The 26,874-nt window shown below is 55.8% G+C and carries 23 protein-coding genes; 8 read left to right on the forward strand and 15 right to left on the reverse strand.

The genetic code is table 11. From position 1 onward, the window contains the following. The first annotated feature begins 67 nt into the window (after positions 1-67). The 5 genes from ASE07_RS08200 (at position 68) to ASE07_RS08220 (ending at position 7,335) form a co-directional block, all read left to right on the forward strand. On the forward strand, positions 68-733 hold the full coding sequence (locus tag ASE07_RS08200) for an ABC transporter ATP-binding protein (protein ID WP_057290557.1): 666 nt from the start codon (positions 68-70) through the stop codon (positions 731-733). Next, positions 730-3,264 (forward strand): FtsX-like permease family protein, encoded by a 2,535-nt coding sequence (locus ASE07_RS08205; protein WP_057290329.1) that lies wholly within the window; start codon positions 730-732, stop codon positions 3,262-3,264. The genes ASE07_RS08200 and ASE07_RS08205 overlap by 4 nt, the downstream gene beginning before the upstream one ends. Beyond that, positions 3,264-4,457 carry a lipocalin-like domain-containing protein gene (locus ASE07_RS08210; RefSeq protein ID WP_235548391.1) on the forward strand — a complete coding sequence of 398 codons (1,194 nt, stop codon included), beginning with the start codon at positions 3,264-3,266 and terminating at the stop codon, positions 4,455-4,457. Before ASE07_RS08205 ends, ASE07_RS08210 begins: the two co-directional genes overlap by 1 nt. Beyond that, the gene (locus ASE07_RS08215) at positions 4,454-6,241 is read left to right on the forward strand and encodes an ABC transporter transmembrane domain-containing protein (protein WP_057290330.1); all 1,788 of its coding nucleotides are present in this window, start codon (positions 4,454-4,456) and stop codon (positions 6,239-6,241) included. The genes ASE07_RS08210 and ASE07_RS08215 overlap by 4 nt, the downstream gene beginning before the upstream one ends. Before the next feature lie 119 nt (positions 6,242-6,360). Continuing rightward, positions 6,361-7,335: a thymidylate synthase gene (locus tag ASE07_RS08220; RefSeq protein WP_057290331.1), complete on the forward strand. Its 975-nt coding sequence runs from the start codon at positions 6,361-6,363 to the stop codon at positions 7,333-7,335. A 138-nt stretch (positions 7,336-7,473) separates the two neighbouring features. Here ASE07_RS08220 and ASE07_RS08225 read toward each other — a convergent pair whose 3' ends face one another. The 7 genes from ASE07_RS08225 to ASE07_RS08255 all read right to left on the reverse strand — a co-directional run bounded on the left by ASE07_RS08225 (position 7,474) and on the right by ASE07_RS08255 (position 12,698). Then, a complete protein-coding gene (locus ASE07_RS08225; protein WP_235548392.1) occupies positions 7,474-7,977 on the reverse strand; it encodes a protein-disulfide reductase DsbD N-terminal domain-containing protein in 504 nt (167 codons plus the stop codon). Between the two features lie 170 nt (positions 7,978-8,147). Continuing rightward, positions 8,148-8,483: a copper-binding protein gene (locus ASE07_RS08230; protein ID WP_057290332.1), complete on the reverse strand. Its 336-nt coding sequence runs from the start codon at positions 8,481-8,483 to the stop codon at positions 8,148-8,150. A gap of 21 nt (positions 8,484-8,504) precedes the next feature. After that, positions 8,505-8,948, reverse strand: coding sequence for a DUF411 domain-containing protein (locus tag ASE07_RS08235; RefSeq protein WP_057290333.1), 444 nt, complete (start codon positions 8,946-8,948; stop codon positions 8,505-8,507). Between the two features lie 2 nt (positions 8,949-8,950). After that, entirely contained in the window at positions 8,951-9,475 is a 525-nt protein-coding gene (locus ASE07_RS08240) for a cupredoxin domain-containing protein (protein WP_057290334.1), read from the reverse strand. A gap of 32 nt (positions 9,476-9,507) precedes the next feature. Beyond that, complete coding sequence (locus tag ASE07_RS08245) at positions 9,508-10,905, reverse strand: multicopper oxidase family protein (protein ID WP_057290560.1); 1,398 nt, start codon at positions 10,903-10,905, stop codon at positions 9,508-9,510. Positions 10,906-10,918: 13 nt separating this feature from the next. Continuing rightward, the gene (locus ASE07_RS08250; RefSeq protein WP_235548393.1) at positions 10,919-12,355 is read right to left on the reverse strand and encodes a TolC family protein; all 1,437 of its coding nucleotides are present in this window, start codon (positions 12,353-12,355) and stop codon (positions 10,919-10,921) included. A 10-nt stretch (positions 12,356-12,365) separates the two neighbouring features. Beyond that, on the reverse strand, positions 12,366-12,698 hold the full coding sequence (locus tag ASE07_RS08255) for a hypothetical protein (protein ID WP_057290335.1): 333 nt from the start codon (positions 12,696-12,698) through the stop codon (positions 12,366-12,368). A 389-nt stretch (positions 12,699-13,087) separates the two neighbouring features. Between ASE07_RS08255 and ASE07_RS29625 the strand changes: the two genes are divergently transcribed. Next, on the forward strand, positions 13,088-13,225 hold the full coding sequence (locus ASE07_RS29625; protein WP_235548394.1) for a hypothetical protein: 138 nt from the start codon (positions 13,088-13,090) through the stop codon (positions 13,223-13,225). Positions 13,226-13,476: 251 nt separating this feature from the next. Here the strand turns inward: ASE07_RS29625 and cueR are convergent, their stop codons facing one another. Next, on the reverse strand, positions 13,477-13,932 hold the full coding sequence (gene cueR, locus ASE07_RS08260; protein ID WP_057290336.1) for a Cu(I)-responsive transcriptional regulator: 456 nt from the start codon (positions 13,930-13,932) through the stop codon (positions 13,477-13,479). A gap of 33 nt (positions 13,933-13,965) precedes the next feature. Beyond that, entirely contained in the window at positions 13,966-16,437 is a 2,472-nt protein-coding gene (locus tag ASE07_RS08265; protein WP_057290337.1) for a heavy metal translocating P-type ATPase, read from the reverse strand. A 453-nt stretch (positions 16,438-16,890) separates the two neighbouring features. Between ASE07_RS08265 and ASE07_RS08270 the strand changes: the two genes are divergently transcribed. Both ASE07_RS08270 and ASE07_RS08275 read left to right on the forward strand, forming a co-directional pair. Then, positions 16,891-17,388 carry a dihydrofolate reductase gene (locus ASE07_RS08270; protein WP_057290338.1) on the forward strand — a complete coding sequence of 166 codons (498 nt, stop codon included), beginning with the start codon at positions 16,891-16,893 and terminating at the stop codon, positions 17,386-17,388. A gap of 260 nt (positions 17,389-17,648) precedes the next feature. Further along, a complete protein-coding gene (locus ASE07_RS08275) occupies positions 17,649-19,907 on the forward strand; it encodes an arginine/lysine/ornithine decarboxylase (RefSeq protein ID WP_057290339.1) in 2,259 nt (752 codons plus the stop codon). Positions 19,908-20,469: 562 nt separating this feature from the next. On the opposite strand, the gene ASE07_RS08280 is transcribed toward ASE07_RS08275, so the two are convergent. From ASE07_RS08280 to ASE07_RS08305, 6 genes are all read right to left on the reverse strand, one after another. Further along, positions 20,470-21,399 carry a glutaminase gene (locus ASE07_RS08280; protein ID WP_057290340.1) on the reverse strand — a complete coding sequence of 310 codons (930 nt, stop codon included), beginning with the start codon at positions 21,397-21,399 and terminating at the stop codon, positions 20,470-20,472. Positions 21,400-21,603: 204 nt separating this feature from the next. Further along, complete coding sequence (locus ASE07_RS08285) at positions 21,604-22,839, reverse strand: acyltransferase family protein (RefSeq protein WP_235548395.1); 1,236 nt, start codon at positions 22,837-22,839, stop codon at positions 21,604-21,606. Positions 22,840-22,949: 110 nt separating this feature from the next. Further along, entirely contained in the window at positions 22,950-24,257 is a 1,308-nt protein-coding gene (locus ASE07_RS08290) for a glycosyltransferase family 39 protein (protein ID WP_057290341.1), read from the reverse strand. 130 nt (positions 24,258-24,387) lie between these two features. Then, on the reverse strand, positions 24,388-25,140 hold the full coding sequence (locus tag ASE07_RS08295) for an SDR family NAD(P)-dependent oxidoreductase (RefSeq protein ID WP_057290342.1): 753 nt from the start codon (positions 25,138-25,140) through the stop codon (positions 24,388-24,390). Between the two features lies 1 nt (position 25,141). Continuing rightward, a complete protein-coding gene (locus ASE07_RS08300) occupies positions 25,142-26,440 on the reverse strand; it encodes an FAD-binding oxidoreductase (RefSeq protein WP_057290343.1) in 1,299 nt (432 codons plus the stop codon). Further along, positions 26,437-26,838 (reverse strand): GtrA family protein, encoded by a 402-nt coding sequence (locus ASE07_RS08305; protein WP_057290562.1) that lies wholly within the window; start codon positions 26,836-26,838, stop codon positions 26,437-26,439. Before ASE07_RS08305 ends, ASE07_RS08300 begins: the two co-directional genes overlap by 4 nt. Positions 26,839-26,874 lie beyond the last annotated feature (36 nt).

Below are 26,874 nucleotides of genomic sequence, written 5' to 3' on the forward strand. Positions count from 1 at the left end.
TGTTCGATGCGGCCCGCCGTGTTTGTTCTTTGATGACGCATTTCCGGAAAACAACTACAGACTCTTCATGCTGATATTACGCGAGCTTACGAAATCGTATGCAAATGGACGCCAGATCTTAAACGGATTGAATTACACACTTGAGGCGGGCGAATATGTCGCAGTGATGGGAGAGTCGGGCGTCGGCAAGTCGACTTTGCTGAATCTGATTGCCGGACTTGATACGCCGGACCGGGGCCGCATAGAGATCGACGGCGTTGATATCGCTTCGCTCAGTGACGATGAAGCAACGCTGCTGCGACGCCAGAAATTCGGCTTCGTGTTCCAGGCTTTTCATATCCTGCCCCATCTCTCGATTGCACAAAACGTGGCGCTTCCTCTGCTGCTTAACGGGATTACCGATCGCAACGCTGAACACATGCTGGACGCTGTCGGGCTGGGAGGACGCGGACGCGATTTTCCACGTCAGTTGTCCGGCGGTGAAATGCAGCGTGTCGCGATTGCCCGTGCCCTGATCCACCGTCCGAAACTGCTGCTTGCAGATGAGCCGACCGGGAATCTCGATCCGGATACCGCCAACGACGTCCTGCGCCTGCTGCGCGAGGAAATCAAGCAGAACGGCGCATCGGCCATCATCGTTACCCATTCGCACGCAGCGGCAGCCAGCGCTGACCGGGTTCTCGAACTGACGAAGACCGGCCTGCACCCCATGGCAACGAGACAACAGGGATGAGGCCTCGCCGGATACCCGCGATTTATCAGAGCCTGCTGCTCGGCGAGTGGCGCGCCCATCCGGTGCGCGCAATCGTCGCCGTGGCGGCAATTGCCATCGGCGTCGCGCTGGGTTTCGCCATTCACCTGATTAACGCGGCCGCCTACAATGAATTTTCAGGTGCCATCAAAAGCCTGTCCGGTCAGGCTGACCTGCAGGTACGTGGCACGCAAGGACTCATGGACGAGGCGGTCTATGGGCGCATCGCAGGAAAGAAGGAAGTCACCGTGGCAAGCCCGGTGCTCGAACTCGATGCGGTACTCCCCGGGCGGCGAGAGTCCTTGAAAGTAATCGGCGTGGACGTGTTCCGGGCGGCTGCCATCGCCCCGGACCTGACCGGGTTGCCGGCGGAGGACCGCCCTTTCGATACGCTGGCCGATGACGCGGTGTTCCTTTCACCTGCCGCGATGGAATGGCTGAACCTTCGGCAAGGCGATCGTCTTGAGGTGCGTGTCGGCACGCAGCCCGTTTCGCTGCGTGTCGCCGGCGGACTTGTGCGTGCGCGTGCGGGCCAGCGTCTCGGCATCATGGATATCGGGGCGGCGCAGTGGCGCTTTGCACGTATCGGCAGTTTGTCCAGGGTGGACATCAAACTGACCGCAGGGGTCGATCGTGACGCCTTTCGCGCAACACTGACCCGTGAACTCCAACCGGGCTTTCTGGTTACCCAACCGCAGGATGAAGAAGCGCGCACCGCCAACATGTCGCGTGCCTATCGGGTCAACCTCAATGTGCTGGCCCTGGTCGCCTTGTTCACCGGCGCCTTCCTGGTGTTTTCGACACAGGCATTGTCTGTCATTCGCCGACGAAGCCAGCTTGCCTTGCTACGGGTGGTCGGCATGACTCGTCGACAGGTTCTGTTCCAGATTCTGCTGGAAGGAAGCACTCTTGGCGTACTGGGTTCGCTGCTCGGCCTCGCTGGCGGGTATGCCATGGCGGCGACCGCATTGCGACTGTTCGGCGGCGATCTCGGAGGCGGCTATTTCCCGGGCGTGCAGCCGACAGCCCAATTCGCCCCATTGGCTGCACTGACGTTCTTTCTGCTCGGTACGGCCGCCGCGGTGCTTGGTTGCATCACCCCCGCCTGGGAAGCCGCACGCGCCCGTCCTGCGCAGGCGCTCAAATCGGGAGCGGAAGACGCGGTACTGACACGGCTGTCCACGCCGTGGCCTGCGCTTGCTTGTATCGCTATCGGCGCCGGCATGACGCGTCTTCCACCGGTATATGAATTGCCGGTGTTCGGTTACCTTGCGATTGCCCTGTTGCTGATTGGTGGAATCGGCCTGATGCCACGTCTGGCCGCATGGAGTTTTTCTCTGCTTTCCGCTGCCGCGCCGCGCACACTGCTGACCTCCCTTACCGTGTCACGTCTTGCCAATGCGCCGAATCAGGCATCGATCGCACTGGGCGGCATATTGTCTAGCTTCAGCCTGATGGTGGCGATGGCCATCATGGTGGCAAGCTTTCGGGTATCGGTGGATGACTGGCTGTCGCAAGTGCTGCCTGCCGATCTCTATGTCCGATCGGCAGCCGGCGGCAATACCGGCGGGCTGTCACCGGACGAACAGGCAGGAATTGCGGCGATCCCCGGTGTCCGGCAGGCCGACTTTCTTCGTCAGTCGCAATTGATTCTTGACCCGGCACGCCCTGCGGTAGCCTTGATTGCCCGGCCTATCGATATCGACAATCCGGAAAAGATTTTGCCGCTGGTCGGTAGCACACTGTCCGAAGAAAACGCATTGCAGGGCCGCATGCCGATATGGATTTCTGAAGCCATGGTGGACCTGTACGGCTTTCATGTCGGTGCCGAAGTGACGCTGACGCTTGCAGGAAAGCCGCACCACTTCGTGGTGGCAGGGATCTGGCGTGATTATGCCCGTCAGACCGGTGCGATCCAGATGCGCTTATCCGATTATCAAAGCCTGACCGGAGACAGCATCGTCAATGACGCCGCGTTATGGCTGCAGAACGATATCGGCGCCGAACAGATCTCCAGTGCACTGAAGGACCTGCCCTTCGGTGACGCGCTGGAGCTTGCGCAGCCCAATGAAATCCGCGCGATCAGCCTGAGGATCTTCGACCGCAGCTTCGCCGTCACTTACCTGCTCGAAGCGGTGGCAGTCATCATCGGCCTGTTCGGGATTGCCGCGACCTTTTCCGCCCAGACGCTGGCGCGCGCCAAGGAGTTCGGCATGCTGCGGCATGTCGGAGTACTGCGGCGCCAGATACTCGCCATGCTGGCAGCAGAAGGCACCCTGCTGACCTTGCTCGGCATCGCGGTCGGGTTCATTCTCGGCGGTGCAATCAGCCTTATCCTGGTATTCGTGGTCAACCCGCAATCGTTTCACTGGAGCATGCGCCTGCACATGCCGTGGGCGCTGCTTGTCAGCGTCGCATCCGTACTGCTGATATCCGCCGCAGTCACAGCGCTCATTGCCGGCAGATACGCGGTATCCATGAGCGCCGTGCGCGCCGTTAAGGAGGATTGGTGATGAAATTGCGTCAGGCGAATCGTCAACGTAACCGGTACCAGGGTGTGGTTATGCATGTGGTTATGCAGGTATATCGTGCCTTGCGTGCCTGCAATTCCTGCTACCGAAACCTGGCAGGATTGCGCATCCTGCTCCCAGCCGCATTCCTGATTGGTCTTATCGGTCCGACCGCCCTCGCCGCCCCGCCGGCGCTTTCCACAGTGGTGCCAGGCAAGGCGCTCACCTTCCCTCAGGATTTCGGTTCGCATCCGGGCTATCGCACCGAATGGTGGTATGTCACCGGATGGCTGGAAACACCTGACGGTAAACCCTTGGGATTCCAGGTTACCTTCTTCCGTTCGGCCACTGACCATGATCCGGCGAACCTAAGCAAGTTCGCCCCAAGGCAACTGATCATTGCCCATGCCGCATTGTCCGATCCCGCGCTAGGCAAGCTGCTGCACGATCAGAAAGCGGCGCGTGAAGGGTTTGACATTGCCTACGCCAAAGAAGGCAACACCGACGTGCGACTGGGAGACTGGCACTTCTGGCGGGAAGCAGATGGTGCCTATACCGCCGAAGTCGGTGCCCGCGACTTCGGTCTCAGGCTGTCGTTACAGCCTTCGCAAGCGATCATGCTGCAGGGCGACGCCGGCTTTTCGCGCAAAGGTCCTGGCCGCGAGCAGGCAAGCTACTACTACAGCGAGCCGCATCTCAAGGTGTCGGGCACGGTGACCCGACACGGCAAAGCGGTCCAGGTTAAAGGCAGCGCGTGGCTGGATCATGAGTGGTCGACCAGCGTGCTTGAGCACGATGCCGCAGGATGGGACTGGATAGGCGCCAACCTGGATGACGGCTCGTCGCTAATGGCCTTCCAGATCCGCGGCAAGAATGGCGGCACCGTGTGGGCGCATGGCGCACTGCGCGACGCCAGCGGCAAGCTGACCCAATTGAATCCCGAACAAGTACGGTTTATTCCTCGCCGAACCTGGCGTTCGCCCCGTACAGGCGCCAGCTATCCGGTCGCGGTTCGGCTGGAAGCCGGCGCGAACGTGTGGGACCTTGACCCCCTGCAGGATGACCAGGAACTCGACTCGCGCCAATCCACCGGTGCAGTCTATTGGGAAGGTGCTGTTACACTGAAACGCGATGGCCGGCGGGTCGGACGTGGATACCTTGAATTGACCGGATACCTGAAGCCAATGAAGCTATGACAGAAAAACCCTCGCGCGACCGACAAAAGAGCAGCATCGCCACGCTGAAAGGCTTGCTGCCTTTCCTGATGCCTTACAAAAAACAGTTTGTGCTGGCCGGGATTGCCCTGTTGCTGGCCGCGGGCTCGACGCTTGCCATTCCATACGCCTTCAAGCAGATGATCGATCTTGGCTTCGGCGCGGCAGGCGAACAGAGCACGACCCATATCGACCTGTATTTTCTGGCGCTGTTTGGCGTTGCCAGTGTGCTGGCGATTGCTACCGCAGCGCGTTTTTACATGGTGTCATGGCTGGGCGAACGGGTGACGGCCGACTTGCGCAGCGCTGTGTACCGGCACGTCGTCACGCAGAGCCCGGAGTTTTTCGAAACCACGCAGACCGGCGAAGTCCTGTCTCGACTGACCACCGATACCACGCTGATTCAGACACTGGTCGGCACCAGCATCTCGATGGCCCTGCGCAACACGCTGCTCTTCGTGGGCGGTCTTGTCATGCTGTTTGTGACCAGCGTGAAGCTATCATCGATCATCATCGTCATGCTGGCGGCGGTGGTGCTACCTATCGTGCTGTTCGGTCGCCGTGTACGTGCCCTATCGCGCGACTCGCAGGACCGGGTGGCCGATGCCTCGGCACTGGCAGGCGAGATCCTGAATGCCATGCCGACCGTGCAGGCATTCACGCACGAAAAAGAAGAAGCAAGCCGCTTCGGCGCTTCCATCGAGCGCGCCTTCAGCGCAGCGATGCGCCGCATTCGCGCCCGCTCGATGTTGACGATGATGGCGATCCTGCTGGTGTTCGGCGCCATCGTGTTTGTGCTTTGGCTGGGCGCCCACGCCGTGATCCAGGGGCGGATGACCGCCGGTGAACTCGGCCAGTTCATTCTGTACGCGACGATCGTGGCCGGCGCAATCGGTGCGCTCTCGGAAGTGCTGGGAGAGGCACAACGTGCGGCTGGCGCGGCGGAGCGATTGCTGGAATTGCTGGCCGTGCGTTCCCCGATTCAATCGCCCATGCATCCCGTTTCTCTGCCACCGCGCACCGCTCAGGGTGCGTCGCTCAGCCTTCGCCATCTGGGCTTTCATTATCCTTCGCGTCCGCAATCCGCAGCCTTGTCGGATCTGACGCTCGATATTGGCGCGGGCGAAACAGTCGCGATTGTCGGGCCTTCCGGGGCCGGTAAAACAACCCTCTTCCAGTTGCTGCTGCGGTTTTACGATCCACAGCACGGCAGCATTCTGCTCGACGGCGTCGATATCCGTCAGCTCGACTTGCACACACTGCGCGAGGCAATTGGCGTCGTACCCCAGGACACGATCATCTTTTCCGCCAATGCGATGGAAAACATCCGCTATGGCCGGAGCGATGCCAGCGACGACGAAGTCATCGCTGCTGCGAAACAAGCCGCCGCCCATGAATTCATCGAGCGCCTGCCGGAAGGCTATCGGTCGTTCCTTGGCGAGCGAGGTGTGCGGCTGTCGGGTGGTCAACGTCAGCGCATCGCGATTGCCCGCGCCCTGCTGAAGAATCCACCGCTGCTGTTATTGGATGAAGCGACCAGCGCGCTGGATGCTGAATCCGAGCGACTGGTCCAGGCCGCACTGGAAGCCGCGATGGTCGGCCGCACGACGCTGGTCATCGCACACCGACTGGCGACGGTCCAAAGAGCCGATCGCATCATCGTGATGGAGCATGGCCGCATCATCGAAAGCGGGACGCATGCTTCCCTGGTAGAGCGTGGTGGGTTGTATGCCAGCCTCGCGGCGTTGCAATTTTCACAAGCATGAATGTGTCCTTATGGCTTGGTGATGCGACATAAAGCCGCCACACTACGCGTTTGGATAACTTAAAATAGCGCAACATCCAGAAATTCAGACTCCGTCCGACCCCAACCGACCGCCGCCCCATGAAGCAATATCAAGAACTCATCCAGACTATTCTCGACTCCGGAAGCTGGCAGGAAAACCGTACTGGCATCCGCACCATCAGCATTCCGGGCGCGATGATGCGCTTCGACTTGCAGAAGGACGGTTTTCCGGCCGTCACGACCAAGAAGCTGGCTTTCAAGTCCGTCATGGGTGAACTGGTTGGATTCTTGCGCGCCACACGCAGCGCGGCCGAATTTCGGGCACTGGGTTGCAAGGTCTGGGACCAGAATGCCAACGAAAATGCGGACTGGCTCGCCAATCCCTATCGAATGGGACAAGATGACCTGGGCCCGGTCTATGGCGTCCAATGGCGTGCATGGCCGGCTTACAAGTTGCTCGACGCGGATAAGCAACAGCAGATCGACGATGCACAGAAACGGGGTTTCCGACTCGTTTCCGCACTCGAAGACAACGGCAAGCCGAAAGTCCTTTTGTATAAAGCCATCGACCAGTTGCGCGAATGCCTCGACACCATCATCAAGAATCCCGGCAGCCGCCGCATCCTGTTCCACGGCTGGAACTGCGCCGACCTTGACGCGATCGCATTGCCGGCCTGCCACCTGCTCTATCAGTTCCTGCCGAACGCATCGACCAGGGAAATCTCGCTGTGCCTGTATATCCGCAGCAATGACGTCGGCCTCGGCACGCCATTCAATCTGGCCGAAGGCGCAGCTCTGCTGCATCTGGTCGGACGACTCACTGGTTACAAGCCGCGCTGGTTCACTTATTTCATTGGCGACGCCCACATCTACGAGAATCATCTCGACATGGTGAAGGAACAGCTTGCGCGTACACCGTATCCGGCACCGCGCTTCGTGATATCCGATCGCATTCCGGATTACGCGAACACTGGGCTGTATGCACCCGAATGGCTGGAAAAAGTCGAACCGAGTGATTTTTCGCTGGAAGAGTATCAGCATCACGCGCCGATTACGGCGCCGATGGCGGTATAGCGAACGAAGTTACTTGTATAAAAGATAGCCTCAGGTTCGGTGGACCAGTTATTTAGAAGTCATGGACCGCGGGCATTCTCTGACAATGCGCACAACCTGCCCGTCATGCGGCACACCAGCAAATAGCATCAACCCGATTCAGGGCAAATTTAGATTAATCTCTTTGCCCATCGGTGGATAGCAAACACCGGTCTTTTCATTGCACCCTTGATAATTGGCCGCGAGCGTGATGTTCTTCGCATTTGGAGCCCGTTCCAGTGCAATCTCAGCCTGAACTGGTTTTTCGTAGGTTTCCATTCTGCCAAATGTTGGGTCGTTCTTTACCTTGCCCGGAGGGAGTTTGACCGATTTGATTGCCACTCCACGCGCGTTTTTTAGCGCAAAGCGAATTCTGTCCCTGTAGAGGTAATAACCGTCTGCGGGTATCAGGTCTACAACCAGCGTGGTGGGACCGGAAGCGACTACCTTCAGTTTGAAGGCCAGGTCGGGTTCCAGGAGTTCCTCCTCTTTTGAACTTGAAAAGAGATCACTCAGCCGCTTCTGCATGCCAGGGCTTGTCGATTGCTGGGCCATGATGGATGGATGAGCCGACAAGAAAACCAACGCGAGCATCAGATATCTGGATAGGTGGTGTTTCAACATGGTGTGTTTCGGATTCGTAATTCGTAGTATGAGTGTACAGGGTTGAACGCAAGTCTTATCGCCAACGCGCCGCTCCAGCGCGTCGGCTTCCGTCGTTGCAAGACCATGCGTTCATCATCAAAACAGCAGGCATGATGCTCGCGCGCCATGACCGCATTGAGGGATTGGTATTACTGCTTTACCTGGATTTGTGTGACTGTAAATTTGCCACCAATCTTCTCGGCTAAAAAACTTACTTTGTCGCCCTGCTTTACTTTATCTACCATCTCGGGCTCTTTTACCTGAAATACCATTGTCATTGGAGGCATCTCAAGATTTTTAAGCTCGCCATGCCTGATGGTGATTTTCCTGGCTTCCTTATCGACCTTCCGGATTTCGCCTTCCGACATCTGGCCATCCGACTGAGCAGATGCGGAGGGCGTTGTCTCATCTGACGCTGCATGACTGCTAAATGGAGCAGTACCCAGAATTGCCGCAGCGAGCGCAAGTTTCGCGACAGTATGCATTTTCGAGTCCTTTCGTTTATATCAGTTGTAATGCTTGTACACGGAATACTTGCCGTTGCCTTGTACCAGCATCACGTCATACGGATCGTTACGGTGCCCCTCCATACCAGGCGAACCCATCGGCATCGAAGGCACTGCCAGGCCCTTTGCCTTGGGCTTTTCCGCCAACAAGCGCTTGATTTCGGCGGCTGGCACGTGGCCTTCCAGCGCATAGCCCTGGATCAGACCGGTGTGACATGAACCAAGCTCCTCGGGGATACCAAATTTCTCTCGATAATCGGAGGGGTTGGCGACGTTCTGCGTTTTAACCTTGAAGCCGTTACTCTCCAGGTGTTTGACCCATTCTGTGCAGCAACCGCAATACGCACTTTTGTAGACTTCGATAATCGGTGCGGCTGCCATGGCGGACAGGTGCAGCGTCAGGGCTCCGACGAGTGTGGCTTGTATTAGTAAGTGCCGTTTCATGACTATCCTTTCTTTACAGTGATTTTTCCAACCATACCGGCTTCGAAATGACCCGGGATCAGGCATGCGTAGTAATACTCGCCCGCCTTGGTAAACTGCCACACCATTTGTTCTTTCTTGCCTGGGCCGACATGCGACATATACGGCTCGTCATGCTCCATGCCAGGGTGCCTTTTCATCAGTTCACCATGCGCCTTCAGTTCGTCCATCGTGCCGATCACCATTTCGTGCATCATCTGTCCCTTGTTGGTAACGACAAACTTAATGGTCTCGCCTGCCTTGACGGCGATATCCACCGGGTCGAAGCGCATGGTGTCCGACATGCCGATGACAATGGTCCTCGTGACATTTTTCGGGTCACCTTGTTTACCAAACGCATGCTCGTCTGTGGAGACGGCTGCTTTGGCATTGGCATCGACCTGTATGTGTTTTTCTCCGGTGTGCGCATAGGCGGGCGATGCACTAACTGCGACCATGAGCGACATGGCGAAGGCGGAAAGCGTGTTGATTGTGTTTTGCTTGTTCATCTGATTTTCGTTGCGGTGTACGCTGATATGTTTTAGTGGTGTCCGCCGTGACCGGTCGGCTTCCTGACTGTCATTTCGAGATTTCCGGCACTGTTCGCCGACGGCATTGACTGACCACCTGCCGAACCGCTGCGTGCAGGAACCGGGGTTTCGCCCGTCCATTCGTAGGCGACAGTGCCCGCCGGATGCTTATACCAACCGGGATCTTTGTAATCCCCCGGCTTCTGCTCTTTGCGCACCTTGACGACCGTGAACATCCCGCCCATCTCGACGCCACCAAATGGCCCCTGCCCTCCCATCATCGGGAGCGTGTTGTCTGGAATGGGCATTTCCATCTCGCCCATGTCCGCCATCCCACGCTCGCCCATGACCATGTAATCCGGAACCAGCTTGCTGATCTTTTGGGCGACGCCGCGATGGTCCGCTCCGATCATGGTCGGTACGTTGTGACCCATCGCGTTCATCGTGTGGTGAGACTTATGGCAGTGGAAAGCCCAATCTCCCAGGTCAGTAGCTTCAAACTCAATGGCCCGCATCTGTCCGACCGCCACGTCGGTTGTCACCTCTGGCCAGCGGGATTCCGGACGCGTCCATCCACCGTCGGTGCCCGTTACAAAAAACTCGTGTCCATGCAGGTGAATCGGGTGATTGGTCATCGTCAGGTTGCCAAACCGGATGCGCACCTTGTCGCCCTGCCGCACGTTCATCGAGTCGATGCCCGGAAAGACCCGACTGTTAAAGGTGAACAAATTAAAGTCCAGCATGGTGTTGACCTTCGGCGTGAAGCTTCCTGGTTCGATGTCGTAATTACTCAGCAGGAAAACGAAATCCCGGTCTACCTTCATAAAATCCCGGTTCCTGGGATGGGTTACCCAAAACCCCATCATGCCCATTGCCATCTGCGTCATCTCGTCCGCATGCGGATGATACATAAACGTGCCGGGTCGTTTGGCGACGAATTCGTAGACAAAGGTTTTCCCGGGCTTGATGCCTGGCTGGGTCAAGCCTGTAATGCCGTCCATGCCATTCGGCAGGCGTTGGCCATGCCAGTGGACGCTCGTATGTTCGGGCAGCTTGTTCGTCACAAAAATACGCACGCGGTCACCTTCAACCACCTCGATGGTTGGTCCAGGCGATTGTCCGTTGTAACCCCACAGGTTGGCTTTCATGCCAGGCGCCAGTTCACGAACCACCGGCTCCGCGACAAGATGAAATTCCTTGACGCCGTTATTCATGCGCCATGGCAGTGACCAGCCGTTCAAGGTCACGACCGGATTATATGGACGCCCGTTTGGCGGTATGAGCGGCGCCTGTGTCGCGGCACCTTCCATGATCGGTGCCTCGGGGAGCGACGCTGCACCGACCCGGCTTACCATTCCTGCGCCGACCAATGCGGCGGCACCTGTAAAAAAATCTCTGCGTGAAACCATTTTCATTTCTTCCTTAGTGTTCTGCGCCGCCAACTCCGGCGGACGCGGCACTGCGAGTCCGCCCACCACTAGCATTTGCCCCGTCTGCACCGCCCGACCCATTGATCGCTGCCTGCAGATCTGTTTCTGAAATCCAGAAATCGCGTTGCGCCTCGATGGCGGCATTCACGCTGGTAATCTGGTCACGGGCGTCGGCGAGCAATTCAAAGACACTCGCCAGCATCCCGTTATAGCGAAGAAGGACTTCGTCGGAAATCTTCTTCCGCAATGGGACGACCTCGGCCTGATAGTGCTTTGCCAGGTCATAGGTCGTGCGGTATGCGGAGTATGCCTCTCGTACCTGTGACCGTGCACGCACAGCAATATCGGCTGTACGATGGACCGATTGCATATACGTGGCCTCTGCTTTTGCTGTACGGGCGCCGCCCCAATCAAATATTGGGAGTGCAAGCTCGATTTCATAGCCGTTCGCCCGTGGAGCACCAGTCTCGCTTTTGTTCTGATAACCGGCATCAAACACATTGATAAAGCGGGTTGCCCTGGATAAGCCAAGTGCGCTTGCCGTCGCTTCGGCATCATGCCTGGCCATCTGAATGTCGAGACGTTGTGACATGGCCAATTGCTCTGCGTCTGCCATGTCGTCAGGGGTCTTCGGCAAGTCCGGAAGCCTGTCGCGCAGCTTGAATGCCGCACTTGGTCCCCAGAGTCCCAGCAGACGCGTGAGCTGTTCACGGGCAGCGGTCGCGTTATGGCGGGCACGGGCGACCTGCGCAGTCGCCTCGGCATAGAACACTTGCTGGCGCGCCTGGTCGAGCTTGCTGAAGTTGCCTACCTGAGCCATCCGCCGTGCGAGTTCGTCGCCGGCGTCGGCGGCGGCCTGTACCTGTTCCATGTACCGAGCTGTTTGCTGCGCAGCTACCGCATTGAAATAGGCGCGACGCGTGTCAGCGGCAAGTTGCACGGCTTGAGATGTGGCTTGCAGCTTGGCTTGTTCAAATCGTCGTTGCTCGATTCCACTTCGAATCGGGATGGTCAGGAGGCCTACCAGGTCGAACATGACGCTGCGTTCGATTTCAACATCTTCACCGCCGCGCAGACGTCCAAAGGAAAATCCGGGGTTGCGCAGACGGCCGGCCTGGATCAGATCGGCTTCCGCCACGCCCAACTCAGCAAAGGATGCCTGCAGACCTTTATTGTTGAGCAAGGCAATCTGGACCGCGGTATCCGCTGTCAGCGGCTGTGCCAACAGCTGATGGACTTGCCCGGAAGTCGAACCGGCGTCCCGAGATGGTTTCGAAAACTGAACATCCTGGCCAGTCCGCTTGCCGGTCATCGTTGACACCGACTCCAGTCCGCCATCTTTCGAAAAATTAGCGCAACCGGTGAGGACCAAAGCAAGCAGGCCCGCCAGGGCGAACGAGCGGCCCGGCATATATTGTTTATCAGTCATATTGCCCACCTTAGTGATGCGTGCGGTGGTCGGCTGGAGTACCTTCCATCGGCACTTCCGCATCCGCGCCATGCTTCACAACGGGTTGACTTGCATCGGCTTTTATCTGGCCGACGTGGCCTCCGAGCCTGCCCATTTCTTCATTGGCAGACCGCCAGACCTTATCCGGTGTTTTCTCTTCATCTCCGGACGCGCGATAGCCCTTGAACGCAGACTCGTAGCCCATACTGGTGATGGGCGCGTTGGCGTCGGTGGGGGCGAACTGTGCTTGTTTTTGTTGCGCAGTAGCAGTCATGGGAACGACGACCCATGCGACAACTGCAAGCCATTGCTTGGATGACATTGCTTTCCTCAAAATCGGCAATACAGACGTGCCAGACATGCCAGACGTGCGTTGACACGAAAAACGACGTGAGCCGGAGACAAGGCAGGCGAACAAAGCCTGCCGCCAGGCCACGGCAGCGATTAAGCGAAAAGATGTCTTGGAGGACGTTCCAGCCCAGCAGGAATAAAGCCGGTGTAGGAAATTACAGGAGGATTGACTGCCGCTTCAACACTGCTGAATGCAGGCATCAAAGATACAGTTGGCGGCGGTGCTGCGGCGCCAAAACAGCAAGCGGCGCAGGCGCTGCAATATGACGTTTTGTGAACGTGTTTGGTGTCCGATGACGTGTCAGTGTCAGCTACGTCGATGTCCGTGTCAGCCAATGCAGTATTTACATCAGGGCTCTCATGATGATGAGGAAGGGACCCGGCATCGTGATGATGCTCGGCACCGTTCGTCGTAACAGCCGACATGTCATGGTGCTGCGGACCGCAAGACGCTTTGACGGCAGCCGCCATGCCCTGGATGGGCAAAGCGGCTATTAGTAGCCAAAGCAAAAATGTCTTGAGGACACGCATCATATAAGTAAATCTGGAAAATGCCTTTGGTTGCCAGTTGCAAGTCACCCCGGTATTGTAGACCTTCCTACAGGAGGCAGGTCAAGCCTTGGATGGCATTAATCGTCCGAAGTTGCCAAATAGGGCTTCGGGCTTCGAACATCGACGGAGAGAAAACACATTTCTCTTTTGGAAATGGAGATTTCAACGGAGCGGATCGAGCAGATGACGCAAGTCGTTTAATGTGCACAATCTGACGCACGCCTTCCCGGCGCGTCATGCTGTTTATGCGAAGCGTCCATGCCCTCCTCATTCGCCAGCCCGAGCAGGATCGGACAATCCGGTCGATCGTCACCGGCACAATTGAACGCAAGGTGTTTCAGTGTATCGCGCATCTCCGTCAGCTCCTGGATACGCCGATCAAGATCCGCCACGTGTTCGTGTGCGATCGCCTTGACATCCTTGCTGGCCCTGCTGCCATCCTGCCAGAGGGACAGCAGGTCGCGGATCTGTTCCAGTGAAAAGCCGAGTGTGCGGGCACGCTTTACAAAGCGCAGGATATGCAGGTCGTTCTGGCCATACGTACGGTAGCCGGAATCGGTTCGCGCCGATGCCTTGATCAATCCAATACTCTCGTAGTAGCGGATCATCTTTGCCGACACGCCGGTTGCGGTCGCAGCTTGTCCAATATTCATGTCAGTTTCCTTTCTTTTCCAGCACCGTAATCATTACGCTTGATGAACATCCGGCCGGGTAACGGCGGGCCGGGGTTTCCAGCGGCGCAGCAGCAAGGCATTCGACACGACGCTGACAGAACTGAACGCCATGGCGGCCCCTGCGATGACAGGATTGAGCATACCGAATGCAGCCAGCGGAATTCCGACCAGATTGTAGATAAATGCCCAGAACAGGTTCTGCTGGATTTTTGCATAGGTGCGCTTGGATATATCGATGGCGTCAGCGACCAGTACAGGATCGCCGCGCATCAACGTGATACCTGCCGTATGCATGGCGACATCGGTTCCTGTGGACATCGCGATGCCCACATCTGCCGCCGCAAGGGCGGGTGCGTCGTTGATACCATCGCCCACCATGGCGACCCTGCGACCTTGGGTTTTAAGCTGGGCAACCACGTCGGCCTTATCCGCTGGAAGGACTTCCGCCCTGAATTCATGAATGCCTACGGCCTCGGCCACTGCGCGCGCACTGCCGGGATTGTCGCCAGTCAGCATGATCGAATGCACGCCCATGCGTTCGAGGCGCGCGACGGCGTCACGCGCCGACGCTTTCACCGTATCGCCGAATGCCAGCAAGCCGATCAGGCGGGCATCATCCGATTCTGCGCGGGCCAGCCAGGAGACCGTACGTCCGGCGGCTTCATGCAACGCTGCCTGTTTTTCCAGCACCTGGATGGATGCACCGATTTCCTGCATCAGCCGCTTGTTACCCAGATACACGACGGCACCTTCGACGTTGGCCTGAACACCTCGACCGGGAAGCGCCCTGGCTTCCGTCGCGGCTTTCAGTATCACCGCTTTTGCGATGGCAGCCTGCTTCACGGCGGCGGCCAGTGGGTGATCGCTGTATTGCTGGACGGCGTGTGCCAGTTCGAGGACTTCGCGTTGAGCGTCGCGGGCTTCAGGATCTTGTGCTGCTCCCTCGATCGCAACGACCGCCGGCTTGCCTTCGGTCAGTGTGCCGGTCTTGTCGAATGCTACCGCAGACACGGCATGCGCGGTTTCGAGCGCCTCGGCATCTTTGATCAGAATACCGTATCGGGCGGCCACACCAGTGCCCGCCATGATGGATGTGGGTGTCGCCAGGCCAAGCGCGCACGGGCAGGCAATGACTTGCACGGCGACCGCATTGAGCACGGCCTGCTGCCAGTCGCCGGTCAACCATCCCCAGGCCAGAAGCGTCACGACGGAAACCAGCAATACCACCGGTACGAACACCGCGCTGACGCGATCGACCAGGCGCTGGATGGGCGCCTTGACGGCCTGTGCGTCTTCGACCAGCTTGATGATTTGCGACAGCATGGTGGCGCTACCGACGGCGGTGGCTTCCAGCACCAGCAAGCCTTCCGCGTTGATGGCTCCCCCGGTCACACCGTCTCCCGGGCCCTTCGCGACCGGCAGGCTTTCACCGGTAAGCAGGGATTCATCGAGATGACTGCTGCCTTCGACAATCCTGCCGTCGACCGGCACCCGCTCGCCAGGTCGTACGACCACCATATCGGCTGTGCGAACGGCTTCCACCGGCACCTTCAGATCACGCCCGTCCCTGCGCACCGTTGCTTCGACGACACGTAACGATTCCAGCGCGCGCAGTGCGGCAACCGTCTGCTGCTTGGCCCTGCCTTCCAGCCACTTGCCAAGCAGGACCAGGGTAATCACGACGGCGGAGGATTCAAAATAAAGATGAGCACTGCCTTCGTGGCCCGCATGCTGCAGGAGAAGATACAGCGACAGGCCATACGCGGCGCTGGTGCCGATTGCAACCAGCAGATCCATGTTGCCGGAACGGGCCAGCAGCGCCTTCCAGCCGGCTTTATAGAAACGCGCGCCCAGCCAGAATTGCACGGGGGTCGCCAGCAACCATTGAACCCATCCAGGCAGCATCCAGTCGCTGCCGAACAGCATGCCGATCATGGGCAAGACCAAGGGCAGGCTGAAGGCCGCCGACGCCGCCACCGGCCACCATGCCGGCAAGCCGCCGGATGTCTTTTCTTCAGGCGTATGGCGGGCGATGGACGCTTCGTAGCCGGCTTTGCGCACTGCCGCGATGAGCGCTTCCGCAGTGACACCGGTCGCCTGTACCTGGGCTTTTTCAGTCGCCAGATTGACACTGGCATCCTGGACACCGGCGACTTTCTTTAATGCCTTTTCCACCCGCGTGACGCAGGAGGCGCAGGTCATTCCGGTGATCGACAAGGAGACTGGCTCCACGGCAACGTGATAGCCAGCCTTTTCGACTGCGCCTGTGAGCGCTTCCAGCGATATGCCAGGCTGTGCCTGGACCGTGGCCTTTTCCGTCGCCAGGTTCACGCTTGCGCCATTGACGCCAGGAACCTTGGCAAGTGCCTTTTCAACACGCGCAACGCACGATCCGCAGGTCATGCCTTCGACGCCGAAACTCAGTTCGGTCAAGGTCAGGGTGCGGGCGGTGCTGTTGCGGTCAGCTTGCAATACGGTATCCATAGGGTGCTCCATTAGCTATACCTGCAGGATAAACCTTCCAATGATAGCAAGGTCAAGCTAAATTCCAGATCCTTAAGGAATATACAATCCGAGGCCGAATTACTAAAAACGCACCGCCCAAAACCCTGGTCGGCTCAGGGCGATCCGGCAATCTTTTTAATACATCCAGTCCAACCGGTTTGAACCAGTGCTGGTCGAGTCCAGCCTGGTAAGCGAAGCGATCAAGGTGGGGGCGTCAGTGTGGCACCGTATAATGGCGGCGGTTTTAGCAGACGTATGGGGACTGCGCCGCCGAAGGCGCCATTGAGCTTATTGGTCTAACCCGCCTTTTGAGCCGGTTTAGGCAATTAGCAGTTCGAGTCCATAGGTCGTCGATAATTCCGCATTTTGCCGCCCCAGCCGATGCGGCAAAAGCCGCAATAACAAGTTAACTCTTCGATAATGCACTTTTTCATGATCCAGTCACCACTTACCATCGTCGTCGCCACCGATGCACAACGCGGAATCGGTATCAATAATTCGCTGCCATGGCGCTTGAAGGAAGACATGGCGCACTTCAAACGCACTACGGTGGGACATCCGGTGATCATGGGGCGTAAAACGTTTGAATCGATTGGCAAGCCGCTGCCCAATCGGCGCAACATCGTTATCACACGTAATCCGGACTGGCAGCAGGAGGGTGTCGAAGCGGTAACGTCGGTGGACGCGGCGCTGCGACTCGTCGAGGGTGTGCCGGCCTGCATCATCGGTGGCGCGCAGATCTACACCGAAACGCTGCCACGCACATCCAGACTGGTCGTTACCGAGATTGCCAGAACTTTTAATTGTGATGCTTTTTTTCCTGAAATCGATGCAAAGGATTGGAAAGAAGTGACCCGCGAACAGTACCATTCCCAGGAGAACGGGTTTGATTATGCGTTCGTCACTTATGAAAGAATCCAAGGGAATTAATGTCCGGCCTCGGTTTTCATGTGCGTGGCCCGCACGCTGGGGAAGATCGATCCGATCACATCCGCCAGTCTGGCTGCGGCGCGGACCGCTTCAGGCGTTCCTGAAGCGAGTCGACAGCCTGACCAGATCTGATTCGATCCTTACCCGGCACTTTTCACACACATTTCACTCATATCTGCGAAAATCCCGGTTTTCGTAATTTTGGCGCGCAAGCTCTCCCGCCCAGGCGTCTCCCTCGTACCCTTCATCCTGGAGACCACATGAAATTCCGCTTTCCCATCGTCATCATTGACGAAGACTTCCGTTCCGAGAATACCTCGGGCCTAGGCATTCGCGCGCTCGCCGCAGCCATGGAGAAGGAAGGCATGGAAGTCCTGGGCGTGACCAGCTATGGCGACCTGTCGCAGTTCGCCCAGCAGCAATCCCGCGCATCGGCTTTCATCTTGTCGATTGACGATGAAGAGTTTGGCGGCGGCACGTCGGAAGAAACCGACTTCGCGCTGAAATCGCTGCGCGCGTTCGTCGAAGAAATCCGCTACAAGAACGCCGATATTCCAATCTACATTTACGGTGAGACCCGTACCTCGCGCCATATCCCCAACGATATCCTGCGCGAACTGCACGGCTTCATCCATATGTTCGAGGACACGCCCGAATTTGTGGCGCGCCACATCATCCGTGAAGCGAAGTCCTACCTCGATAGCCTGGCGCCACCCTTCTTCCGTGCGCTCGTTCATTACGCGCAGGATGGTTCGTATTCATGGCACTGTCCCGGCCACTCCGGTGGCGTCGCGTTCCTGAAGTCACCGGTGGGCCAGATGTTCCACCAGTTCTTTGGCGAGAACATGCTGCGCGCCGACGTCTGCAACGCGGTGGAAGAACTCGGCCAGCTGCTCGACCATACCGGCCCGGTCGCCGCGTCGGAACGCAATGCGGCGCGTATCTTCAATGCCGATCACTGCTACTTCGTCACCAATGGCACGTCGACCTCCAACAAGATGGTCTGGCACTCGACGGTCGGCCCCGGCGACATCGTCGTGGTGGACCGCAACTGCCACAAATCCATCCTGCACTCCATCATCATGACCGGCGCGATTCCGGTGTTCCTGATGCCAACCCGTAATCACCTCGGCATCATCGGACCGATCCCGCTGGAAGAGTTCAAGATGGAGAACATCCGCAAGAAGATCGAGGCCAATCCCTTCGCTCGCGAAGCGAAAAACAAGAAGCCGCGCATCCTGACCATCACGCAATCGACCTATGACGGCGTGCTGTACAACGTCGAGACGCTGAAGGAAATGCTGGACGGCGAGATCGATACGCTGCACTTCGATGAAGCGTGGTTGCCGCATGCGACGTTCCATGACTTCTACAAGAACATGCACGCCATCGGCAAGGACCGTCCGCGCGCCAAGGAATCGCTGATCTTTTCGACCCAGTCCACGCACAAGCTGCTGGCCGGTCTGTCGCAGGCATCGCAGATCCTGGTCCGCGATTCGCAGACGGTCAAGCTGGACCAGGACATGTTCAACGAAGCCTACCTGATGCATACGTCCACATCGCCGCAGTACGCAATCATTGCGTCCTGCGACGTGGCGGCTGCGATGATGGAACCGCCGGGCGGCACCGCGCTCGTCGAGGAAAGCATTTTCGAAGCGCTGGATTTCCGCCGTGCGATGAAGAAGGTCGATCAGGAATGGGGCCAGGACTGGTGGTTCCAGGTATGGGGACCGGACGTCACCTCGGAAAACGGCATCGGCACGCAGGAAGACTGGCTGATCCGTGCGGAAGACGACTGGCACGGCTTCGGCAAGCTGGCGCCAGGCTTTAACATGCTGGACCCGATCAAGGCGACGATCGTGACGCCAGGACTGTCACTGGACGGCAAGTTCGGCGAGAGCGGCATTCCGGCCTCGATCGTGACGCGTTACCTTGCCGAGCACGGCGTTATCGTCGAGAAGGCTGGCTTGTATTCGTTCTTCATCATGTTCACGATCGGCATTACCAAGGGCCGCTGGAACACGCTGCTGACCGCGCTGCAGCAGTTCAAGGACGACTACGACAAGAACCAGCCGATGTGGCGCATTTTGCCGGAGTTCTCTGCGGCCAATCCGCGTTATGAGCGTGCGGGACTGCGTGACCTCTGCCACCAGATTCACGATATGTACAAAACGTATGACGTGGCACGCCTGACGACCGAGATGTACTTGTCGGATATGCAGCCGGCGATGAAGCCGTCCGATGCCTTTGCGAAGATGGCGCATCGGGAGATTGAGCGTGTGGCGATCGATGAGCTCGAAGGTCGGGTGACGGCAATTCTGCTGACGCCCTACCCACCGGGTATTCCGCTGTTGATCCCGGGCGAGCGATTCAACAAGACCATCGTCGATTACCTGAAGTTCGCACGCGATTTCAATGAGAAGTTTCCTGGCTTCGAGACCGATGTGCATGGCCTGGTCACGCAGGAAATAGCTGGGCGGCGTGGGTATTACGTTGATTGTGTACGTCAGGATGACTAAGCTGTAGTTGTACTAGTAGTTGTACTAGCAGTTGTCCTCATCACGAAGTCGCGAAAGGCACCCTCACGGTGCCTTTCTTTTATCCAGTGACGCTCCCGCACCCCGAATCGGCGTGCATTATTACCCGTTACACCGCTCCCTCGGACAACGAGACTGAGAACTCCATCGCTAAAGCCTTCAGCCTTCGCATTCACGCCTGCCGTCAGCGCTGCAATTTACATTCAGAAACATCTCTCTCAATTGAGATACATCTTATCTCCATCTTTCCGTTCATCATTCCATTCGATGCTTTCAGGCAACAATTCGGCTGTCGACGGTAAGGATGTCTAAGGCGAATTTGTGGTCATGCATTGAGACATGCGAAAAAGCATGTAACCGAACACTTGCAACACCAACGGATGTTGTCGTAACGGCTCCTGAGGAGGGCTGCCTCCCCTGCATGGGGAGGTTTTGGGTGGGGGCGCGAATGCGTGTAGTACGTGGTATCGCATGTAGCCCCGCCCCTACCTGTCCCTCTCCCTTTGCGGGGAGAGGGGTTTTTTTCATATTTTGATAGTCGCTCTTAGAAAATCGAACGAGACGTGAGCGTGGTAAAACGTTCCAGTGCATAGGTCCCTGCCAGCGAGTTTCCATTCGCTTCAAGTCCTGGCGACCACACCGCGATGGCGGCCTCTCCGGGCAAAAGTGCAAGAATTCCCCCGCCCACACCGCTTTTTGCCGGCAATCCGACACGATAAGCGAAGTCGCCCGCGGCATCATAGGTACCGCAGGTCAACATCAAGGCATTAAGACGTTTTGCCGAACTGGGATCGAGAATTTCCTGCCCTGTCCAGGGAACCGTTCCATGCTTCGCAAGAAAGGCCCCTGCCTTCGCCAGCTCACTGCAGGTCATCGTGATGGAACACTGGCGGCAATACGTATCAATCACTTCACTGACATCGTTGTGCAGGTTGCCGAAGTTCTTCATGAAATAGGCAATCGCACTATTCCGGTTTGCAGTCTTCTGCTCGGACTGCGCGACTGCCATGTCAAAGTCGATCGTCGGGTCGTCGGCAAGCATGCGCATGAACTGCAGGACAGCAACATCAGCCTGTACAAACCGGGAGACCAGGATGTCGGTGATGACCAGCGCACCGGCATTGATGAAAGGATTGCGCGGGATGCCGCGCTCATGTTCCAGCTGAACCAGCGAGTTGAAAGGATTGCCGGAGGGTTCACGTCCTACCCGTTTCCAGATATTGTCCCCTTCGCGCGAAAAAGCCAGCGCAAGAGCAAACAGTTTGGTGACGCTCTGAAGGGAAAATTTGACGTCAGCATCCCCGGTCGAGAAGGTGCGTCCATCAAGGCAATACACGGCCATGCCGAAACGTTCGGACGAGGCTTTACGTAGCTCGGGAATATAGTCGGCGACATGGCCGCGCCCCAGCAATGGGCGGACTTCTTCCTGTATGGACTCCAGGACTTGCTGGTAATCGGGCTGGGCGGTGATCATTGTTACTGGTCGGCTGCAGACTGGATTAGACTTCAATCACTGTATTCTAGGCGATCGTTTCCCGAATGTTGTTCGGGATAAAAACGTCTTAATTCCATTCCCACGGCAACCAGGCCGCCCTTGCCGGACTTACGCGGATGGTTCAGCGTCTCAGGTTTGTATTGACCCACTAAAAATCTGCTCAAGTCACAATCTTGAACGGGCTTAGGATATCGCAGCGGACGGCGATACGCTCTTGCGGCCCCTTCCCATGCGTAGGAGGAGTAACAATTTATTCCGAACATAATTGGAAGCGCCAACCTCAAGGAATCTATGCGACAACGCTGCTACCAAAATCGATGCCACAGTGGTGAGAATTAGCATAGAAAACCCGCTCGTTAGATCCCCTCTTTCTAGCCTGACGAACAACTTCGGTAACGTCTCTTGTACAAGTGGATGCCAAAGGTAGAGGGAGAATGAAATATCGCCAAGATAAGAGAGCGAGGCCGGTGCATCAATCTGGCGCTGCTTACTCCCAATTGCGAAAATCAACATCATTGGTATCAGGGAGCATCCCCATTCGAGGACGCCGTGTCCCATTTCGAACTGGGTCATATATTGCCAGATAACAAATGACACTGATGCGAACAGAAGCAGATTAATGACCGTCTTATTGGAAATCGAGATTCGCGAACGGTAAATTAGCCCGATAAAGACACCTACTGCAAATTGCCAAATGATTGGTGACGTTATTAGGTTCAGGTACGCTCGCTTAAACCCAAAGTCCGTATGTGTGCCCAGTACGACTATTCCATTCAAATAGGGAATCAGGAGTAGCGATATGCTTAACCATGCCGCTAAAATTGCCCATCTGGCGCGGCCGAACAGCATAGATAGAGCAAAGATTACGTAGAAATACATTTCGTAACTGAGTGACCATCCTACTGAAAGCACAGGAAACCCGAAGTCAGGCGGAGCGCCATTTCCAATAGGGAGGAAGAACAGAGAATAAACAAACCTGCGTAAATTCCCCGCCTCTTGAAGGTAACTCAGTCCATCCAGGCTAACGAACAGATACGCAATTGTCGCAACCGCGTACACCGGCCACACACGCGAAAAGCGCTTCACCAAGAACTCTGCGACGTACACTGGCGAGCCATCTGACCGGGCAGTCGTATGAACCATAATAAAACCGCTCACGATAAAGAAGAGCGCAACTCCCATTGAGCCGCCTGGACCAAATAATTGGTATCCTAGTCCCGTACCATACGGACTAACAAAGCGACTGCCATGATAAAGAACGACGATTAGTGCGGCAGCGCCACGAAAGGCTTGAATAAAGTCAAGCCGAGCTTCCGGTTGTGCGACAACCTGCCTTGCACCATTTATAGAGGCAGCCAGTGACATATTCGACGTTGCGAGCGACGAACCCATTGAATTAGGATGAAGGTTAACGGCCATCTGATTGTGAGTTTATTGCGTTGGATTGCGCATTATGCAGTTAATGCCATAAGAATTGGCCCTGACCTCTACGTGAGAAGAGGCACACCCCTTATGGATAACTGCGGGCGTCAGGAACCATTTCGTGAAAGAAGCCTTTCAGTATGTTCACGAAGTCTTTTCTCATGCCGCTTCTTACTGCCCAAGAACTGCGGATAGCTCCAGTCGAACAGATACTCCGGATACTGATCAATACTCGGTTCACTATTCCACGCAGCCGTCCATTGATTAAATAGCCCTGAATAGGTATTTACTGCGATGGAAAATAGTATTGATAGTGCCAGAAGCCCTATCCCGACTTTAGCCCGAAGCCCGTATATGGAGACGGGCCAAGTGAATAACGTTAATAAGAAAAGGCCCGGCAATACGTCAGTCATTAACCGGGCTCCGAAAGAGTACCCAGCCCACCAATGAGGAAATCTCGAAATAAATAAAAGATGAATAACTGGCCAGGCAAGTCCGACTAACAGCCACGACTTTTTTATGGACCAGCTTTTCTCCCCACTCCGGTAACACAACCATGCGATCAAGATAAATGGCGAATAGATTAACAATCCGCGCGCCGGGCTAAGCAAGTTACCGTAAAGTGCTTGAGCAAAATAGCCACCGGCCAAGCGCTTGGGTAGATAGTAATCTGGAAGAATCTGCCCAAATTCATGCAAGCTAAAACCGATGAAACAGCCGATAAGCACAGCTAAGAGTAATGCGCATTTGACAGCCGATTTCCTATGATGCGTAAAGAGGAAAAGTAACACGCAGGGAGAAAGCAATGCCAGAGTGGGACGGCACAGATAAGCGAAGAAAAGGAAGAGAGCAATTCCTGGCCAAACGCCAGGGCTGTTGTCTTGAGCCGACTTGACGGCAAAGTAAATCGCTAGAAAGGAAAATACAACAGCAAAATTATGTGACCATAGCGCGGTGCCGGAAGTACTCGCTAACGAAGTACCAAACCAGAATGCGCTGCTGACAAAGAGCGCATTCCAGGGCCCTAAGAAACGCCTTGCAAGCATAATCATCAAGGCAAGGGTCGCTACGGCAGTAATTGACGCAATCATCATCTGAATCTGGTATTCAGATTGAACTATTTGAAATCCCCATCCTTTCGCCACTGCCACAAAAGGAATGCTGGCGATCGACGTACCAATTGGGAAATAATAATAAAAATGCCCGTTCTTCTCATGTATAGCTACACCATAGCCATTCCGAACCTGGGCATCATAATGGTCGAGCTTAATCGTTTTATGGTCGATAATGGATTCGGTCACTAGCAGTGACGCACGTGGATCTGAGCCACCGTATCGCAAGTTGGAAAACGTTACACATAAAAACGCGATTACCAGAACCAACAAGCTTAAAACATTTATTCTTTTTGTGACCATAATTTATCCTCCAATTGGTGGGCAACATTCTGCATGTGCCCATAATCCAATTGGACCTTGATTAAGCAATTTAATAATACCGGCTTTGGCAAGCAGCCGAGCCCGGGACAAGCTTTTTTGCCGGTTACTCTTAGATGTTCAGCTTGTTGAATATTCGCGAAGGAAGATGCTTGATGACCAGCATGATCAACTGCCATTTTCCTGGTACATAAGCAACGGCGCGCCCAGTGTCAGCCGCTTTAACAATTCTCATTGCAACGTCTTCAACAGAGGCAAGTTTAGCGCCTTGGCTTTTTAACTGTGCCGTCATTGGCGTATCAGTCGGCCCGGGTTTGATTAAAACGACGCGTATATCTGTACCCGCAAATCGATGTTGCAACCCTTGAGCATACCGTGTGACGAGGCCTTTCGCCGCTCCGTAGACATAATTGGATTTTCTTCCGCGATCACCAGCGACTGACCCAATGATGATTAGTGTGCCTTGATTTGCTTTAGCCATATGTCCTGCAAATGCTTCAGCAAACAATACAGGCGAGACAGCATTAATCTCTAACGCATTTTGGCATGCCGCCAAATCTGATTCACAAACCTTTTGATCTGGCAGCGAGCCATGTGCAATTAACACTACATCAACTGCGCCAGCAGCAACGATACTGTCGGCTGCGGCTTGAATCGCAGCAGGCTCATCGAATCTCGTTGACATTGTGCGAACAATAGATTGCGAATTCCTGACTCGGAGATCTGCGGCTACCCTCTCGATACGCGTGCCATCCCTTCCTACAAGCGTTAGGTCAACATTTTCCCGTTCAGTCCATAAACGGGCGCAATGTTCGGCAATGGCGGAAGTCGCCCCAATGATGACGATTCTTTTTTTGTTTTTCAATTTAATATCCCATTAAGCGACGTGACAATGCTGAGGAAATGCCTGGGTCGCGATACTGCATAAATTCGATATGACGGGGATAACCGGATTCAAAGAGATCTCGTGGCATTCGCGCGTCCTTTGCCGGATACAAGCGTCCTCCACTGTCTCTCACGATGGCGTCAAGCCGGTCAAAAAGCTTCAAGGTTTTTTCGCCGTTGTTTGGAAAATCCAGTGCCAGGGTTACGCCCGGCTGTGGGAAGCTTAGCATTCCAAGAGACTGACGGTGACCAAAGGTTTTCAGGACGGCCAAGAAGGAGCCTTCGCCGGAACGCGCAATTTCCTTAAGCATGGCATGAATCGGCAATTTTCCCGCAGTTCTAGGAACGACACTCTGATATTGATAAAACCCCTTGGGTCCGTACATCCGATTCCAATGCAGCAAATTATCAAGGGGATAAAAGAAGGATTCGTAGTGTGCTGTCTGGCGCCCTGCCTTCATCTTCTTCAGCGTAAAGTAAGCCGAATTGAAAGGACGAAGCGATAGTCGATTAACCAAGGAAACTGGGGGCACGAACGGCATTGAAAAACTTCGTGACTTGCGCGGCTCCGGAATTTTGGCATCAATATGCCTGCCACGCATAAATAGGCCGCGGCTCTCGGTTCCGGACAAGCAGTCAATCCAGGATACGGTATGCTCCCATTCTGCTTCGGAAGCATCAGACAAACTGAAAAAATCGTCCAGATTTCCGAAGGGGATAGATTCGGTATCGAGCCACGGACTCGCTACTCGTTTTAATTGTATTTCTGCTTCAACTATTACACCCGTTAAACCCAAGCCGCCTACTGTAGCCGCAAACCATGCCGAAAGGCGCTCTGGGCCGCATTCGATAATCTCTCCATCGGTTCGGACCAGCCGAATTCTATGTAAGTGGTTACCAAAAGAGCCAACAGCATGATGATTCTTTCCATGTATGTCGTTAGCAATGGCGCCGCCCACAGTCAACAACTGCGTACCTGGTGTAGTTGGAAGAATCCATCCTTGTGGAATGGTGAGCTTTTGAATGTCGCGCAACAGAACACCGGCCTCACACACAAGTCGGCCAGTCTGTCGATTGAATTCGATAAAACGATCCAGCCCAGTTGTAATCCAGAGGATTCCATCTGGATTGAGACAGCTATCCCCGTAGCTCCGGCCCATACCATAAGCCAGACCGGGTCGCTTAGATACCAGCACGTCGGGTACGCTGCTGCGATCGCTTAGTTCAACGACCTCATGTGGAAATTCCCCAAGGCGGCCCCAAGAGGAAATGCGCTTCATTTCCCATCCTTTCGGAAGACGAAATGCTTATCCAAGTGGTACTTCGCCACGTAACCTATTGTCAGTCCGATGATGCCGCCTAAGTAACGCATTTCTTTGCTTGCGAATAGAAAATGAAAAATGAACTCCGATCCCCAAAAGATGACCGTCGTCAGGAGACCCATTGCGGTATAAATCACAAATGTCTGACGGTCGTGTGCCGCATCGCGTGCACGAAAATTGAATATGTATCGCTTATCAAGGATGTACTTGACCACTAGCCCAAGGCCGGTCCCGGCAATCACGGACAACAGGACGGCAAAAGCGCCTTGGTAACAACGGAGGAGTATGTCTTGAGCTGCAATATTTGCAATGGTCGCAATTAATGCGAGAATTGCGTATGTGGTTGCCATTTTCATTTGGCAAATTCTCCAATATATCACCAAGGTTATCAA

The sequence above is a fragment of the Noviherbaspirillum sp. Root189 genome (assembly GCF_001428545.1).
In the GTDB taxonomy this organism is placed as follows: Bacteria; Pseudomonadota; Gammaproteobacteria; order Burkholderiales; family Burkholderiaceae_D; genus Noviherbaspirillum.

Bases quoted from the DNA above. Each gene is read 5' to 3' on its own strand.
- ASE07_RS08220 (WP_057290331.1), top strand. From the start codon at position 6,361: ATGAAGCAATATCAAGAACTCATCCAGACTATTCTCGACTCCGGAAGC.
- ASE07_RS08245 (WP_057290560.1), bottom strand. From the start codon at position 10,905: ATGGTTTCACGCAGAGATTTTTTTACAGGTGCCGCCGCATTGGTCGGC.
- ASE07_RS08265 (WP_057290337.1), bottom strand. From the start codon at position 16,437: ATGGATACCGTATTGCAAGCTGACCGCAACAGCACCGCCCGCACCCTG.
- ASE07_RS08225 (WP_235548392.1), bottom strand. From the start codon at position 7,977: ATGTTGAAACACCACCTATCCAGATATCTGATGCTCGCGTTGGTTTTC.
- ASE07_RS08270 (WP_057290338.1), top strand. From the start codon at position 16,891: ATGATCCAGTCACCACTTACCATCGTCGTCGCCACCGATGCACAACGC.
- ASE07_RS08305 (WP_057290562.1), bottom strand. From the start codon at position 26,838: ATGAAAATGGCAACCACATACGCAATTCTCGCATTAATTGCGACCATT.
- ASE07_RS08255 (WP_057290335.1), bottom strand. From the start codon at position 12,698: ATGTCATCCAAGCAATGGCTTGCAGTTGTCGCATGGGTCGTCGTTCCC.
- ASE07_RS08240 (WP_057290334.1), bottom strand. From the start codon at position 9,475: ATGAACAAGCAAAACACAATCAACACGCTTTCCGCCTTCGCCATGTCG.
- ASE07_RS08205 (WP_057290329.1), top strand. From the start codon at position 730: ATGAGGCCTCGCCGGATACCCGCGATTTATCAGAGCCTGCTGCTCGGC.
- cueR (WP_057290336.1), bottom strand. From the start codon at position 13,932: ATGAATATTGGACAAGCTGCGACCGCAACCGGCGTGTCGGCAAAGATG.
- ASE07_RS08290 (WP_057290341.1), bottom strand. From the start codon at position 24,257: ATGGTCACAAAAAGAATAAATGTTTTAAGCTTGTTGGTTCTGGTAATC.
- ASE07_RS08235 (WP_057290333.1), bottom strand. From the start codon at position 8,948: ATGAAACGGCACTTACTAATACAAGCCACACTCGTCGGAGCCCTGACG.
- ASE07_RS08250 (WP_235548393.1), bottom strand. From the start codon at position 12,355: ATGACTGATAAACAATATATGCCGGGCCGCTCGTTCGCCCTGGCGGGC.
- ASE07_RS29625 (WP_235548394.1), top strand. From the start codon at position 13,088: ATGATGATGAGGAAGGGACCCGGCATCGTGATGATGCTCGGCACCGTT.
- ASE07_RS08210 (WP_235548391.1), top strand. From the start codon at position 3,264: ATGAAATTGCGTCAGGCGAATCGTCAACGTAACCGGTACCAGGGTGTG.
- ASE07_RS08230 (WP_057290332.1), bottom strand. From the start codon at position 8,483: ATGCATACTGTCGCGAAACTTGCGCTCGCTGCGGCAATTCTGGGTACT.
- ASE07_RS08215 (WP_057290330.1), top strand. From the start codon at position 4,454: ATGACAGAAAAACCCTCGCGCGACCGACAAAAGAGCAGCATCGCCACG.
- ASE07_RS08275 (WP_057290339.1), top strand. From the start codon at position 17,649: ATGAAATTCCGCTTTCCCATCGTCATCATTGACGAAGACTTCCGTTCC.
- ASE07_RS08285 (WP_235548395.1), bottom strand. From the start codon at position 22,839: ATGGCCGTTAACCTTCATCCTAATTCAATGGGTTCGTCGCTCGCAACG.
- ASE07_RS08200 (WP_057290557.1), top strand. From the start codon at position 68: ATGCTGATATTACGCGAGCTTACGAAATCGTATGCAAATGGACGCCAG.
- ASE07_RS08280 (WP_057290340.1), bottom strand. From the start codon at position 21,399: ATGATCACCGCCCAGCCCGATTACCAGCAAGTCCTGGAGTCCATACAG.
- ASE07_RS08300 (WP_057290343.1), bottom strand. From the start codon at position 26,440: ATGAAGCGCATTTCCTCTTGGGGCCGCCTTGGGGAATTTCCACATGAG.